Genomic DNA, 14,522 nt, shown 5'->3' with positions numbered 1-14,522 from the left:
GGTTGGTTCAGGACGTTTGTGGTTTGACGGGCTTCAACTTCCAAATATCACGATTGTAATCGTGCATGGTACGGTCTGTTGAGAATTTGCCACTGTATGCAGTGTTATAAATACTCATTTTTGTCCATTGCTCTTTGTCTTGATATGCCATGGATGCTTTTTGTTGGGCTTCAATGTATGAGCGGAAATCTGCAGCCGTGAGCCATGGGTCATCATTGCAACGAATTGCCCCTGTAATGGAAGTAAATAAACCCGGTTCAAATTGGCTGAAATGCCCACATTCAATCAAGTTCATCACCCGCTTAAAGTCATCATCAGCTTCAATAATAGTATTGGGATTATAATTACCGCGTGAGGCTTCGACTTCTTCGGCAGTTAAACCAAACAAGAAGAAGTTTTTATCGCCAACTTCTTCACGAATTTCAATGTTTGCACCATCCAATGTACCAATGGTTAATGCACCATTCATCATAAACTTCATGTTGCCCGTGCCCGATGCTTCTTTGCCCGCAGTTGAAATCTGCTCAGATAAATCGGCAGCAGGTGCAATCACTTCCATCGCGGATACACGGTAATTTGGGAAGAAAACCATTTTAAGTTTGTCACCCACATCAGGGTCACTGTTCACCACATCGGCAACATTGCTCACTAATTTGATGATTTGTTTTGCCATGTAATAACCAGGTGCAGCTTTGCCCCCAATCAATACACAGCGATTGGTCCAATTATCCGTGTCACCGCGTTTGATGCGGTCATACAAATGAATCACATGTAATACATTCAACAACTGGCGTTTGTATTCATGGATACGTTTGACCTGAATATCAAACATAGCAGTCGGGCTAAAAGCAACCCCGCAAACATCTTTAACCACAGCAGACAAACGTTCTTTGTTTTCAAGTTTACATGCAGCCCATTGTTTGCGGAATGCAGGTTTATCAGCCAATGGTGCAAGCTGTTTTAATTCATCCAATTGGGTTATCCAGCCATCACCAATATGTGTTGTAATCAACTTGCTCAATGGTTTATTGCACCATGCCATCCAACGGCGTTGGGTCACACCATTGGTTTTGTTGTTAAACTTTTCAGGCCATAATTGGTAGAAATCATTGAATAAACCTTCTGCCAACAGATCTGAATGCAATTGCGCCACACCATTGATTGAAAAAGAACCAACAATCGCCAAATATGCCATGCGCACTTGCTGCACATCACTCTCTTCAATGATAGACATACGGCGTTGGCGCGCAACATCACCAGGGTATTTTTTTGCTAAATCTTGAAGGAAACGGGCATTGATTTCATAAATAATATCCAATACACGTGGCAATAAGCGGCTAAATAAATGTACGGGCCAACGCTCCAAAGCTTCGGGAAGCAAAGTATGGTTGGTGTATGCCATGGTATTTTGGGTAATCTCCCATGCATCATCCCATGTTAACCAATAATCATCCATCAAAATTCGCATCAATTCGGCTACCGATACCGTAGGGTGGGTATCATTGAGTTGAAAACAGTTTTTAGCTGCAAAGTGAGTGAAATCTTCGCCATTGACTTCCACCCATTGGCGAATCACATCTTTAATGCTTGCCGATGCCAAAAAATACTGCTGGCGCAGGCGTAATTCTTTACCATTTTCGTTGCTATCATTGGGGTATAAGACCATGGAAATATGTTCGGCATTATTTTTTTGTGCCACAGACCCCGCATAATCACCTGCATTAAACTCACCCAAATCAAATTCGTCAGTGGCAGTAGATTTCCAAAGACGTAGTGTGTTTACGGTACCATTTTTGTAGCCTGGTATGGGGGTATCAAAGGGTACTGCCAATACATCGTTGGTGTTTACCCAGCGTAAGCGCATATTTCCATTGTCATCATGGTATGTTTCTGAATAACCACCAAAATGCACAGCCTGTGTATATTCAGGGCGTTCCATTTCCCAGATATTACCTTCACGCAACCAGTGATCGGGAGCTTCTTGTTGAAAACCATTGACAATACTTTGACGAAACATGCCATATTCATAGCGAATACCATAACCTGTCACTGGCAGTTGTAAGGTAGCACAGCTATCGATAAAACATGCAGCCAACCGACCTAAACCACCATTGCCCAAACCTGCATCATGTTCAGCTTCAATCATTTCTTCGCAATTAATACCTAAGTCATGTAAGGCTTTGGTGGTTTGCTCATTTAGACCAAGGTTTAAAATAGCATTGCCCAAAGCTCTGCCTATCAAAAACTCTAAAGACAAATAATAAGTTCGTTTACCATTGGTTTCTTGCACTGCTTCTTTGGTGTCGCGCCAGTTTTCCATCAAGCGGTCACGGATTGTTAAAGCCAAGGCTTGATACTTATAATGATCTGAAATACACGCTTCGCTTAAGCCTAATGTGCGCAAGAAATGACGTTGTATTCCTTGGATTAAGTCATCACTGCTTTGACCAACGCGGGGAACTTCAGTGATGGAGCGGATGTGAGGTTGAGCTTTTGACATAGTGGTTTCCTTTATCATGCCTATAAATGAGGGCTGACAGGCTGTCTAAGCTGATGGTGCAAGTCAAAAGAAAAGGTGACTTGATAAGTTAGACAATGCTTTAATCGGTGTAATCAGCCCAAAATTCTGTGCCTCTACCCATGTGTTGGATGCGTGCAATCAACATATCCAATGCTTCTGGGTGTTCAGAAAAATTAATACGGTCGGTTTGGACTACCAATAAAGGTGTTTCTTGGTAGTGAAAGAAAAACTTATCAAAAGTCTCTGTGACTTGTTTGAGGTAGTCCAAGTTCACACCTTTCTCCATGTTACGATTACGTTGCTGTATGCGTTTAAGGGCAACTTCAGGTGAAGATTGTAAGTAAACCACGAGGTCAGGTTTGGGCAAATCAATGGTTACAGCTTGCGCCACTTGGTTATACAAGGTGAATTCTTCATCAGATAAGTTGGTCATGGCAAAAAGCCTGTCTTTGGCAAAAATATAATCACTAATCATCATGGATTGAAAGAGGTTTTGCTGGGCTAAACTTTGCCATTGCTTGAGCCTAGAAAATAAAAAAGATAACTGAACGGACAAACCATGTCGCTCAGGATCTTGATAAAACAGCTCCAAAAAGGGGTTGTCATCAATGTCTTCTAGCAGCAAGCTTGCATTGAGTTTGTTTGCTAATCCTTGGGCTAAAGTTGTTTTGCCTACACCAATACCACCTTCAATAGCAATGTGGTTGAGGTTTAATGCTGAAGTTGCCATGCTTCTCCTTTGTGCAGCTTTTCACCCGCATCCGTAAGGTTTGTTATCATTGTAGAGAGACTCTCCCCAGTGACAGGATGTACCCAGAATGGCGCAATGTCCATGAGTGGCTGTAAGACAAACAGCCGAGATTGTGTTTCAGGATGGGGTAGTTTTAAGTCGGCTTGTGTTGATATGCGCTGTTCATAAGTAATTAAATCAAGGTCTAATGTTCGTGAACCCCAGTGTTCAATGCGTTTGCGATGATGCAAGGCTTCAATCCGATGCAGTTCAGCCAGTAGGGTGGGGGCAGGCAGTTGCGTATGCACATGAATCGCTGCATTCCAATAGTCTGGTTGAGGGTCGCTGTTTGGCATGGTTAAGGCAGGTGTGTGATAAAGTTTAGATATTGCAATAATGTTGCATGTTTCCTTTAATGCATCACAAGCTGTTTGGAATGTTTGTTTTACATCGCCAAGGTTTCCACCCAAGGCAATAAAAGCACTGTTCACAGAGAACTTCTCCTTTATTAATCAGTGAGACTGACTATTCATAATCGCGCTGGATATTGCAAGGGATAAAAAGCGGTTGACGGATAGGTAATTAATCCCTAAGTTTCGCCGCCTTCCAAAGTTGGGAGAAGTTTTAAATGTCGGGGCGTAGCGCAGCCTGGTAGCGCATCTGGTTTGGGACCAGAGGGTCGGGTGTTCGAATCACCCCGCCCCGACCATTTAAAAACAACCTTGGTCTGCTGGAATTAAGCGCCTGTAGCTCAGCTGGATAGAGCAACGGACTTCTAATCCGTAGGCCGCAGGTTCGAATCCTGCTAGGCGCGCCATTCGGCAACCGTTTCAAGAACTATGGTGGACGTAGCTCAGTTGGTAGAGCCCCGGCTTGTGATGCCGGTGGTCGCGGGTTCGAGCCCCGTCGTCCACCCCAGTTTCTGTTCTCATTTAATTCTTTATAATCATTAACTTATAGCGTTTTTTGGCATCTGTCAAAGAATGCTCTTTTTTATGCTTTTTCGCTGGGGCCTTAGCAGGGCCCTAATAGAGCCCAAAAATCATTGCTTTAATAATACCTGAGCAAACAACTTGAGTATTAGCCTACAATTTTAAACTCTATTGTTGATAAATTAAGGCTCCAACGCCTACTCTGGTTCGTCTGGATAAAATTCCAATAGTTTACCTGGAGAGCACTCAAAGTATTTACATAATGCGTTTATTGTATCCGTGTTTGTATTATAACCAGGGATATTGGATATTCTCGAAAGCGTAGGTTGTGACAGCCCAGTTTTTTTTGCTACCTCTTTGAGCGGTATTTTTCTTTTTTCAGAAAAGCCTTTGTCATCCAACATTTGAGTTAATCGAATTCTAATCATAGTTACCTCTAACAAGTCACATAATTATAATTAATTAGTAATGTGTCAAAATTATTCATATAAGAATAATTAATATCACATTTGACACGAAGGAATTATGTGATACAATATTTCATATATGAATAAATAAACATTCATATGAATACTAATTACATTGGAGTCAATGATGAATGAAACATACTTAACAACAGAAGAACTATCACAAAGGATAAAATATGACCCAAGAACGATTCGCGACAGCCTTAAAGATTCTGTGCTGCTCGAAGGTGTTCATTATTTTCGTCCATTTGGTGGCAGAAAGATTTTATACATTTGGGAAACGATTGAACAGGATATGTTTAGTCAATCCAACGCTCAGGCTAATATGATCCCTATGGGGAATGGGGGTGTTTGTCATGGCTAGTGTGAGAGCTCGGAGTAATAACAAAAAACTTTTTTTTGATTTTCAATATATGGGTCGGCGATGCAGGGAATATACACAACTCACGGATACTCCCGCTAACCGTAAGAAACTTCAGCGGGTTTTGGATAAAATGGAAGCTGAGATGACTTTGGGAACATTTAATTATGCTGATTATTTTCCCAATAGTCCGCGTGTTCAACAATTTGAACATCAGCAAAGTAGAATCCAAACGCGTCTGTCAAATTCGCCAACATTCAAAGAGTTTGCGGCACTTTGGTATGATGAAATGAGTATTCAGTGGCGCAAGACCCATAAGCTTGGGGTAAAAGATATTTTAGACCAGTATTTATTAGAATGGTTTGGAGAAAAAGGCGTTAGCTGCATCACCAAAACAGATATTCTCGCATTTCGGTCTTCTCTCGCCAAAGTTCAGAACCGAAGTGGAAAGTCTCTGTCAGCATCACGAATTAACCATATCATGACGCCATTGCGCATGATACTCAATGAAGCAGCTAACAGGTTTGAGTTTAGCTCGGCTTATCATGGAATCAAGTCTCTCAAAGTTCCACGCACGGATGTTGAACCGTTTACACTTGAAGAAGTGATGTTGATTTTAAAGCATGTCCGCCCTGACTTTAAGAATTATTATACGGTTCGTTTCTTCACAGCCATGCGAACATCAGAAATTGATGGGCTGCAATGGCAGTATGTGGACTTTGAGCGGCGACAAATTCTTATTCGCCAAGCCTTGGTGATGGATGAGCTGATTTATACCAAGAATGATGGCTCATATCGGGCGATTGATATGTCGGAGACAGTTTTTCAAGCGTTAAAGCAACAGCAAGAAGCCACGGGTGATATGCCTTTTGTGTTTTGCAACAGTAAGGGTGGTTCTTTAATGCACCGCAATGTTACGCGTCGTGTCTGGCATCCACTGCTTAGACACTTAGGGCTAAGGGCTAGGCGACCTTATCAAACACGGCATACAGCAGCGACCTTGTGGCTAGCAGCAGGTGAAAGCCCTGAATGGATTGCTAGACAGATGGGGCATACCACCAGTGAGATGCTGTTTCGCACATACTCCAGATATATCCCTAACCTGACTCGACAAGATGGATCAGCTTTTGAACGATTATTGGCGCAACACAGTACAGAGGAGAACAGCCATGAATGAATATAAAGAAAAATATCAAGACCATTATGAATTGGTGAAAGATTTGACAGCAAGCATAATGTTATCGTTACACGCTTCACCTATTTTTAATTTTGGAGCTGCACTTGGTTTTCCTCAAGCTCGCTCAGGCACAGAGGCAGTTGCGCTATGGGTTGAGGTGTTTTGGGTTCATTACACCAGTACGGCACCAACATCATCATCTGAGCTGTTTTGTTTGTCTGGTAAAATGGCATTGGATATTAACTTAACGATTACCGACTATTATGGACATCGAGATTGGCAGCGCGTCGCTGAATATCCTAATCAGTAGTAAGATTAATTTCATTTGCCCTTGATGTTTCAAGTGATAACGGGATGTGAACATCAAGGGTAATCATGAAGTTGTCCAAGATTGAGTGCGATCGAATTACATCAAATATTATAAGCTTGAGAAGCAAGCGCGAATTCGAGCAATGGCGGGTGATTTATTCAATCAAATGTATGAATTGAACCAAGTGTATTTTGATACAAGAAAGGTGTCTGTAGTTGCTGACCGCTAGGGGGGGATAAGCTTAATGGAGTAAAGGCATTGTAATTTAAGGAGGATGATGTAAACCAAGTTGTCATACTCAAGCATCAACTATAAATGAAGGTGGCATTAAAAAACATTTAAGATAGCTTAAGTTGTTGTTTTCTATGTATATTGATGCGTTGGCATAAGGTCTGCTCTATTTAAGCCTGTTAATGGGCAACAGATATTCTCCTGTTTCCTGTCAGGTTTAAATTTAAAGAGGAGCATCTATGGCAAAGATAGAAACGTTTTATGAAGTGATGCGCAGACAAGGGATTACACGACGTAGTTTCCTGAAATACTGTAGCCTTACGGCAGCATCATTGGGGTTGAGCCCCGCTTTTGCACCAAAAATTGCACATGCAATGGAAACAAAACCAAGGCTTCCCGTGTTGTGGTTACATGGGCTTGAGTGTACATGTTGCTCTGAATCATTTATCCGTTCAGCTCACCCTTTGGCAAAAGATGTGATTCTTTCGATGCTGTCACTTGATTATGATGATACCATCATGGCTGCTGCAGGGCATCAGGCAGAATCAATTATTGAAGAAACGATAAAAAAATATGATGGTAACTTCTTGCTTGCTGTTGAGGGGAATGCACCGCTAAACCAAGATGGGATGTCCATGATTATTGCGGGCAAGCCGTTCTCTGAGCAATTGAATCATGTATCCAAACACTGTAAAGCGATTATTTCTTGGGGTTCATGTGCATCATGGGGTTGTGTACAAGCAGCTGCACCAAACCCAACACATGCTGTACCAACACATAAACATCCTGGTATTGCCAATAAGCCGATTATTAAAGTTCCTGGTTGCCCTCCAATTGCAGAGGTGATGACTGCTGTTATTGCATACATGATTACCTTTGACAAGATTCCTTCTTTAGACCGCCAAGGTCGTCCAAAAATGTTTTATAGTCAGCGTATCCATGACAAATGTTACCGCCGCCCGCATTTTGATGCAGGTCAATTTGTTGAAGAGTTTGATGATGAATATGCGCGTAAAGGTTATTGCTTATATAAAGTGGGTTGTAAAGGTCCAACGACATACAATGCATGTTCAACCATTCGCTGGAATGAAGGCACTTCCTTCCCTATTCAAGCAGGTCATGGCTGCATTGGTTGTTCGGAAGATGGATTTTGGGATAAAGGTAGCTTTTATGACCGTTTATCAGGGATTCACCAGTTTGGTATTGAATCCAATGCCGATGAAGTGGGTGGAACCGCCGCTGCCATTGTAGGTGGTGCAATCGCTGTGCATGCAGCAGCCTCAGCAATTAAATCTGCAACCAATAAAGCAGATCAAGGAGACAAATAATGAGCGTAACAACAACTCCGAATGGGTATACTTTAGATACTGGTGGACAACGTGTTGTTGTTGACCCTGTGACACGCATTGAAGGACACATGCGTTGTGAAGTCAATGTGGATGCAAACAATGTTATTACCAATGCAGTCTCGACAGGAACCATGTGGCGTGGTTTAGAAGTGATTCTTAAAGGGCGTGACCCTCGCGATGCTTGGGCATTTGTGGAGCGTATTTGTGGTGTGTGTACAGGTTGTCATGCCTTGACCTCTGTTCGCGCAGTGGAAGATGCACTAGATATTAAAATTCCATACAATGCATTCTTGATTCGTGAAATGATGGCGAAGACATTGCAAGTTCATGACCATGTGGTGCATTTCTATCATCTTCATGCATTAGACTGGGTAAACCCTGTGAATGCACTCAAAGCAGACCCTAAGGCCACATCTAAGCTTCAACAATTGACTGGCCCTAATCATCCGAATTCTAGTCCAGGCTATTTCCGAGATGTGCAAACCCGCATTCGTAAATTTATTGAGTCAGGTCAGCTTGGTCCGTTTAAAAATGGATATTGGGATAATCCAGCATACAAATTAAGTCCAGAAGCAGATTTGATGGCAGTAACACATTACCTTGAAGCATTGGATTTACAAAAAGAATTCGTGAAGCTTCATACCGTGTTTGGTGGTAAGAATCCACATCCAAACTACTTGGTTGGTGGTGTTCCTTGTGCTATTAATATGGATGGAGATATGGCTGCTGGTGCACCATTGAATATGGAGCGATTAAACTTCGTTAAAGCACGTATTGATGAAATGAAAGCGTTTAATGATAATGTGTATGTTCCTGATGTGTTGGCGATTGCCAGTTTCTACAAGAAGCAATTGTGGGGTGGTGGTCTTGGTGCGAAAAATGTTATGGATTATGGTGCCTACCCAACTGTCAATTATGACAAATCTACTGATCAACTTCCAGGCGGTGTGATTCTTGATGACAATTGGGATAACGTTATGGAAGTTGACCCACGTGATCCAGAGCAAGTTCAAGAGTTTGTGAACCATTCATGGTATAAATATCCTGATGAAAGCAAAGGTTTGCATCCTTGGGATGGCATTACTGATCCTAATTATGATGTTAGCTCTGCTAAAGGTACGCGTACGAACATTGAAGAAATTGATGAAAATGCGAAGTACTCATGGATTAAAGCACCGCGCTGGCGTGGGCATGCTGTTGAGGTTGGCCCATTGTCGCGTTACACCTTGGCTTATGCTCAAGGTGTTGAGTATGTACAAGACCAAGTTCATAAAAGTGTTGCAGCATTTAATGCATTGGCAGGAACGGATTTGGGCGCAAAACCCATATTGCAATCAACCATTGGTCGTACTTTGGCGCGTGCACTTGAGTCACAATATTGCTCAGATATGATGGTAGATGATTGGCATAGACTCATGGATAATATTAAATCTGGTGATACAGCTACTGCTAATATGGAGAAGTGGGATCCATCTACATGGCCTAAAGAATGTAAAGGTGTTGGTACTGCAGCAGCTCCACGTGGCGGTCTTGGTCATTGGATTCGCATTAAAGATGGTAAAATTGAAAATTACCAATGTGTGGTTCCAACAACTTGGAATGGCTCACCGCGTGATCCAGCTGGAAACATTGGTGCTTTTGAGGCGTGTTTGATTGGTACACCAGTTGAGCGTGCTGAAGAGCCAGTGGAAATTCTGCGTAACTTACACAGCTTCGACCCTTGCCTTGCATGTTCGACGCATGTGATGAGTGAAGAAGGTGAAGAGCTTGTCAGTGCTAAGGTGCGCTAATATGTGCTCGTATTTATTAGCAGATGGTCTTTTGACCATCTGCCAAAGTTTAAGGAGAACTGATTATGTCTGATGCATCAATTTCAAATAATAGATCGCATGAAATCGTTAAACATACGGAATCAGTATATGTGTATGAAGCTCCAGTACGTATTTGGCATTGGGTTAATGCATTGGCAATTACTGTTTTGTGTGTAACGGGCTACTTTATTGGGGCACCACTGCCGACAATGCCAGGTGATCCGAGTTCAAGCTACCTGATGGGGTATATTCGCTTTGCTCACTTTGCATCAGGTTATGTGTTGGCTGTTGGTATGTTGGGAAGAATATACTGGGCATTTGTGGGCAACCACCATGCGAAACAATTGTTTATTCCTCCTGTTACGAAGGAGCACATTAAAGGTATGATTCATGAGACACGTTGGTACGCTTTTTTAGAAAAAGAGTCTGTCAAATGTGTGGGTCATAACCCTTTGGCGCAGGCAGCTATGTTTACGATGTTTGTGTTTGGAACATTCTTTATGATTATCACAGGGTTTGCTTTGTATGGTGAAGGTACGGGCATGGGTTCGTGGCAATATAATATGTTCTCATCATGGGTGATTCCGTTGTTTGGGCAAAGCCAAGATGTGCATACATTCCATCACTTAGGTATGTGGTTCTTAATCATATTTATTATGGCGCATGTTTATGCAGCGATTCGTGAAGATATTATGTCACGACAAAGTATGGTGAGTACCATGATTAGTGGCTGGCGTATGTTCAAGGATAATCGCCCTTGATATAAAAATTTGAACTTCCTCCTGATGTTCAATTGGGGCGGCATGATTTTCATGCCGCCTTTTTTAATGCTTTAAGTTTAGAACTATTTGATAGGGGTTGAGATGTCCAGTGAACAGAATGTAAAAATTGAAAAGTTATTTAATGCACTCATGTCGGTTGATGCACCACCGAGCCAAGAAGATTTTGAGAAAATGGTTGCGAATCAACGTGAGCTAACACCATATTTACTGCATGAGATGGATGCGTTTATTCAAGATCCATTATCGATTGAAGCTAAGGGAAGATCATATATACGGCATATTTTATCAATATTTTTACTTGCATATTTTCGAGAGAAAGCTGCTTTTTCTAAACTTATTCGGCTTGTTTCTCTTGAGAATAAATTGATATTAACATTAACAGGTGAAGTGTTAACGGAAGCCTTAGGGCGACTACTTGCTTCGATGTATCATGGTGATATTAAAAGTATTCAAAGCGTGGTTGAAAATCAGAAGCTAAACCCTTGGATTCGAGCAGGAGCTTTGGATTCGCTTATGGTGTTGTGGAAAGAGGATGTCATTAGTAGGGCTGAAGTGATGCAATACCTTGGTGAGTTGTTAACGAACAAGTTAGAGCGAAATCCTAGTTATGTTTGGGATGCTGTAGCGTTGATTGCATATGACTTGCATCCTAAGGAGTTGGAGCGGCAGCTTACTCAAGCCATTGAAGATAAGCTTATAGAGCCCGTTGTGCTTAGCCACCTGTCTTTAGCGGATTGTTTGGCTCAGCCTTTTCAGGATGCTTTAAAGTTAAAGGATAATGTGGTTGATGGGTTTATGAAGTCTCCATTTGAGGAGTTGAGTTGGTGGCTATACCCAGATAGGAAGTTACTGCAAAAAGGTAAGGATTATGAGGCTTTGGATGTGCCTATTGTAGATAAAGATGTGATCCCTGGTGAGCGGGTTTCGCCTATGGGTTGGCGTTCAGCGACTGTTGTTCGTGGCACCAAGAAGTTAGGACGAAATGAGCCTTGTTTGTGTGGCAGTGGTAAGAAATATAAAAAGTGTTGTCTGAATCAATAAGAGACTGTTTATGCAAACTTTATTTGCGACTTTAGTATTTATATACGCTAACAAGTGGCGAATTATTGTCTATATGGATACTAAGTATTCACATGAGGTAACTATGGAAAATTTAGTGTCCACTTTGTGGTTAAATTATCTTTACGAACCTTAAAAAAATCCAATAAAACAAAGGTATAATTCCTGTTCAGTGAATTGGCAGGGGCTGTGCTTTATATACTTGAGTGGAATGCTTGGTTATGGAGGAATGAGTGAGCGAACAGAAAAAGGTCTTGGTCTTAGGTATAGGTAATATTCTTTGGGCAGATGAAGGTTTTGGTGTACGTGCGCTTGAGTATTTACAAAGTCATTATGAGTTTCCAGAAAATGTAACCCTTTTGGATGGCGGCACGCAAGGCGTATATTTGGTTCAAGATGTGAGAGATGCTGACATTCTAATTGTTTTTGATGCGATTGATTATGGGCTTGAGCCTGGAACTCTAAAAATTATTGAGAATGAAGATGTACCTAAGTTTATGGGTGCAAAAAAAGTAAGTTTGCATCAAACGGGGTTCCAAGAAGTTTTAGCCTTGGCAGACATGATGGGCGACTATCCTGAACAAATTATCCTTATTGGTGTCCAGCCTGAGTATATTGAAGATTTTGGTGGAAGTTTGCGGCCTGTTGTGAAAGCACAAATAGAGCCTGCCGTTGAACAAGCATTAGCATTTATGGATGCCAATGGTATTGGCTATACCAAGCGAGCCGAGCCTTTTGTCCCCAGTGATTTTAGTGAAGATGCTATTCTTACTATGAATAATTATGAACAAGGCCGCCCAAGCGAAGTTGAGGCGTGTCGTATGGGTGATGACAGAGTCCTGGCTTCAGATGAGTTTCGTGTGACAGAGCCTGAGTTAGCAAAGGTGGGTGATAGCCCAGTGCAAGTTGATGTGGATCACCACTTGGATAAATACCGCTAATGTGCCTTGGTATTCCAATGCAAGTTGTTACGGTGCTAAGTGAACATGTCGCTTATTGCCAAGGTATGGGGAAACAAAAAAATATTGATATGAGCCTTGTCGGTGAGCAGCCCGTGGGAACGTGGGTGATGACATTTCTTGATGCTGCACGAGAAGTGGTTGATGAAGATAAGGCTTTGCAGGTGACGAATGCACTTGAGGCTGTGAATTTGGCTATGGGCAGCGATGCGACTGGTATCGATGAATTATTTGCAGATATTATTGATAGAGGGCCACAGCTTCCGCCACATCTGCAAACCGAAGTAACGAAGGAGTAGTTTAAATGTATACACCATTAATTGATGAAATGATTGAGAAACATGGTTATCCCGTGCTGACAGAAGAATCGCTGCAAGACTTTCAAAAGGAACATAAAGATGTGGTGTTGTTTTTCACTGAGAATGCAAACAATTACCCTGAAAGTAATGATGTGGCAATTATTCTTCCTGAAATTATGAAAGTATTTGAGGGTCAATTAATGCCTGCAGTGATTAGCCGTGAGAGTGAACGCCCATTACAGCGTAAGTATCGATTTAAAGGTTATCCAGCATTGGTGTTTCTGCGTGATGGTGAATATGTAGGTACGATTTCAAAAGTGCGGGACTGGCTTGAATATATTGATGAGTTTAAAACCATGTTGGCAACAGCACCAACCCCGCCACCTGCATTTGATTTAGATAATGTTTGCCCTGGCTCCGCGCCAGCTAAAGTTTAAGGAGCTTAACATGACAGATATTCATATTCCTATTGCCATGATTGGTGTTGGTTCACAGCCTGAAAGTACAGATGGTAAAACGCTAGAATTTATCCCTATGCCACATGAGATGAGTGTATTTGAAGTGTCGAATATGCCCGAACCAGAGGATGTTGCCAATCTTCAAGAAGGTATGCAGGCGCTTCGCTTGGTGCGAGATGCGCTGAAGAATTATAAATTGAATGATAAGTTGACTATGATTGATATTACAGGTTTGGATGATCAAAATCGCGCATGGGTTAACACTATGCTAGGTCATGGTGAAGTGAGCGTAATTTATCAAGGTGGAATGCGTACTGAAATCCAAGAGTCCGTGTTTGCAGGTGTTTGGCGTATTATTTATTTGGACGCTGATAGAAATATCGTTAAAGACTTTATTGAAATTGCCAGTATTCCTGAAATTGTGGTGAATTCATCATTTGTTAAAGCAAAAACTAAACTTGAATATGACCCCGCAAATTTACCCGAGCGTGTGATGAATGCTCCTGCATTGATTACAGAACTCAATGACAAAGTTGCAACATGGAAAGAAGGTGATGAGCCGCATGTTATTAATTTCAGCTTGCTGCCGCAAACAGAAGAAGACTTGGTGTTTTTGGATAAGCTGTTGGGCTCAGGTCCTGTGGTTATCTTATCTCGTGGCTATGGCAATTGCCGTATCGCCTGTACAGAGACTAAAAATGTATGGTGGGTCAAATATTTTAACTCAGAAGATAAGTTGATATTGGATACCCTTGAAATTAGTACCATTCCTGAAGTGGCTTGTGCTGCCCAAGAAGATATTCGAGATAGTTATGACAGGTTTGTTGAAGTGATGGAACTCTACGATAATGAGTGATGATACCTTTTTTAACTCGTATGGTGGAGATAGTGGGAAAATCGCAGATGATGCCATTTTAGAGTGTAAGATTTGCTGGTACCAATATAAACCTGATGAAGGTGATGATTACTGGCAAATTGAGCCGGGCACACCTTTTTCAGAACTTCCTGAACATTGGAAGTGTCCAGAATGTGACGGAAGAAAAGAAGATTTTATGGTTGTGTTAAGGGATAAATAA

16 protein-coding genes and 3 tRNA genes are annotated in these 14,522 nt (G+C 41.7%); 15 read left to right on the top strand and 4 right to left on the bottom strand.

The window, feature by feature from the left end:
• Positions 1-7 precede the first annotated feature (7 nt).
• The 3 genes from DM09_RS01020 to folK all read right to left on the bottom strand — a co-directional run bounded on the left by DM09_RS01020 (position 8) and on the right by folK (position 3,742).
• Positions 8-2,500 carry a glycogen/starch/alpha-glucan phosphorylase gene (locus DM09_RS01020; protein ID WP_038246889.1) on the bottom strand — a complete coding sequence of 831 codons (2,493 nt, stop codon included), beginning with the start codon at positions 2,498-2,500 and terminating at the stop codon, positions 8-10.
• Positions 2,501-2,600: 100 nt separating this feature from the next.
• The gene (locus tag DM09_RS01015; protein ID WP_038246886.1) at positions 2,601-3,251 is read right to left on the bottom strand and encodes a deoxynucleoside kinase; all 651 of its coding nucleotides are present in this window, start codon (positions 3,249-3,251) and stop codon (positions 2,601-2,603) included.
• Complete coding sequence (gene folK, locus DM09_RS01010) at positions 3,233-3,742, bottom strand: 2-amino-4-hydroxy-6-hydroxymethyldihydropteridine diphosphokinase (RefSeq protein ID WP_038246883.1); 510 nt, start codon at positions 3,740-3,742, stop codon at positions 3,233-3,235. The genes DM09_RS01015 and folK overlap by 19 nt, the downstream gene beginning before the upstream one ends.
• Before the next feature lie 141 nt (positions 3,743-3,883).
• Here folK and DM09_RS01005 point away from each other — a divergent pair.
• The 3 genes from DM09_RS01005 (at position 3,884) to DM09_RS00995 (ending at position 4,169) form a co-directional block, all read left to right on the top strand.
• Positions 3,884-3,960 (top strand) — tRNA-Pro (locus DM09_RS01005).
• Positions 3,961-3,991: 31 nt separating this feature from the next.
• Positions 3,992-4,068, top strand: a tRNA-Arg gene (locus tag DM09_RS01000).
• Between the two features lie 25 nt (positions 4,069-4,093).
• Positions 4,094-4,169, top strand: a tRNA-His gene (locus tag DM09_RS00995).
• A 211-nt stretch (positions 4,170-4,380) separates the two neighbouring features.
• Here DM09_RS00995 and DM09_RS11830 read toward each other — a convergent pair.
• Positions 4,381-4,587 carry a helix-turn-helix domain-containing protein gene (locus DM09_RS11830; RefSeq protein WP_232507727.1) on the bottom strand — a complete coding sequence of 69 codons (207 nt, stop codon included), beginning with the start codon at positions 4,585-4,587 and terminating at the stop codon, positions 4,381-4,383.
• 190 nt (positions 4,588-4,777) lie between these two features.
• On the opposite strand from DM09_RS11830, the gene DM09_RS00985 reads away from it, so the two are divergent.
• The 12 genes from DM09_RS00985 (at position 4,778) to DM09_RS00930 (ending at position 14,522) form a co-directional block, all read left to right on the top strand.
• A complete protein-coding gene (locus DM09_RS00985; RefSeq protein ID WP_038246877.1) occupies positions 4,778-5,014 on the top strand; it encodes a hypothetical protein in 237 nt (78 codons plus the stop codon).
• Complete coding sequence (locus DM09_RS00980; protein ID WP_038246874.1) at positions 5,007-6,188, top strand: site-specific integrase; 1,182 nt, start codon at positions 5,007-5,009, stop codon at positions 6,186-6,188. Before DM09_RS00985 ends, DM09_RS00980 begins: the two co-directional genes overlap by 8 nt.
• Positions 6,181-6,498 carry a hypothetical protein gene (locus DM09_RS00975; RefSeq protein ID WP_038246871.1) on the top strand — a complete coding sequence of 106 codons (318 nt, stop codon included), beginning with the start codon at positions 6,181-6,183 and terminating at the stop codon, positions 6,496-6,498. Before DM09_RS00980 ends, DM09_RS00975 begins: the two co-directional genes overlap by 8 nt.
• Before the next feature lie 479 nt (positions 6,499-6,977).
• Positions 6,978-8,057, top strand: a complete 1,080-nt coding sequence (locus DM09_RS00970; protein WP_038247362.1) for a hydrogenase small subunit — start codon at positions 6,978-6,980, stop codon at positions 8,055-8,057.
• Positions 8,057-9,868: a nickel-dependent hydrogenase large subunit gene (locus DM09_RS00965; protein WP_038246869.1), complete on the top strand. Its 1,812-nt coding sequence runs from the start codon at positions 8,057-8,059 to the stop codon at positions 9,866-9,868. The genes DM09_RS00970 and DM09_RS00965 overlap by 1 nt, the downstream gene beginning before the upstream one ends.
• A gap of 65 nt (positions 9,869-9,933) precedes the next feature.
• Positions 9,934-10,650 (top strand): Ni/Fe-hydrogenase, b-type cytochrome subunit, encoded by a 717-nt coding sequence (gene cybH, locus DM09_RS00960; protein ID WP_051937872.1) that lies wholly within the window; start codon positions 9,934-9,936, stop codon positions 10,648-10,650.
• 102 nt (positions 10,651-10,752) lie between these two features.
• Positions 10,753-11,712 carry a DUF1186 domain-containing protein gene (locus DM09_RS11465; RefSeq protein WP_038246866.1) on the top strand — a complete coding sequence of 320 codons (960 nt, stop codon included), beginning with the start codon at positions 10,753-10,755 and terminating at the stop codon, positions 11,710-11,712.
• A gap of 251 nt (positions 11,713-11,963) precedes the next feature.
• Positions 11,964-12,671: a HyaD/HybD family hydrogenase maturation endopeptidase gene (locus tag DM09_RS00950; RefSeq protein WP_038246864.1), complete on the top strand. Its 708-nt coding sequence runs from the start codon at positions 11,964-11,966 to the stop codon at positions 12,669-12,671.
• Complete coding sequence (locus tag DM09_RS00945) at positions 12,671-12,988, top strand: HypC/HybG/HupF family hydrogenase formation chaperone (protein ID WP_038246861.1); 318 nt, start codon at positions 12,671-12,673, stop codon at positions 12,986-12,988. Before DM09_RS00950 ends, DM09_RS00945 begins: the two co-directional genes overlap by 1 nt.
• Before the next feature lie 5 nt (positions 12,989-12,993).
• Positions 12,994-13,425, top strand: coding sequence for a thioredoxin domain-containing protein (locus tag DM09_RS00940; RefSeq protein WP_038246859.1), 432 nt, complete (start codon positions 12,994-12,996; stop codon positions 13,423-13,425).
• A 10-nt stretch (positions 13,426-13,435) separates the two neighbouring features.
• Positions 13,436-14,302 (top strand): hydrogenase expression/formation protein, encoded by an 867-nt coding sequence (locus tag DM09_RS00935; protein WP_038246856.1) that lies wholly within the window; start codon positions 13,436-13,438, stop codon positions 14,300-14,302.
• On the top strand, positions 14,295-14,522 hold the full coding sequence (locus tag DM09_RS00930; protein ID WP_038246854.1) for a rubredoxin: 228 nt from the start codon (positions 14,295-14,297) through the stop codon (positions 14,520-14,522). The genes DM09_RS00935 and DM09_RS00930 overlap by 8 nt, the downstream gene beginning before the upstream one ends.

Origin of the sequence: Ghiorsea bivora, from assembly GCF_000744415.1 — a bacterium.
GTDB classification, from domain to species: domain Bacteria; phylum Pseudomonadota; class Zetaproteobacteria; order Mariprofundales; family Mariprofundaceae; genus Ghiorsea; species Ghiorsea bivora.
The sequence above is the reverse complement of the archived record's forward strand: the minus strand, read 5'-3'. Positions and strand labels throughout refer to the sequence as shown.